We start from the raw sequence: 227 nt of genomic DNA, 5'->3' as shown, positions 1-227 counted from the left end.
TTCGGCGGCATCATCGCGCTCAACGGCGTGTCCTTCGACATGCACAAGGGCCAGATCCTCGGCTTGATCGGCCCCAACGGCGCCGGCAAGACCACGCTCTTCAACTGCCTGTCCCGGCTCTACCAGCCGTCATCCGGCGACATCCTGATGGAGGGCGCGAGCATCCTGACGCGGCCGCCGCACCGGATCGCCGAGATCGGCATCGGCCGCACCTTCCAGAACGTGGC

General features: G+C 67.0%; 1 protein-coding gene. It reads left to right on the top strand.

Features of this window, described 5'->3' with window-relative positions; genetic code table 11:
• A partial coding sequence (locus RAD10_RS42665) for an ATP-binding cassette domain-containing protein (protein WP_461622107.1) occupies positions 1 to 227 on the top strand: 227 nt, incomplete at both ends.

This window comes from Bradyrhizobium sp. 23AC, from assembly GCF_054863025.1.
Note: the sequence above shows the minus strand (reverse complement) of the source record. Positions and strands in the feature narration are given on the sequence as shown.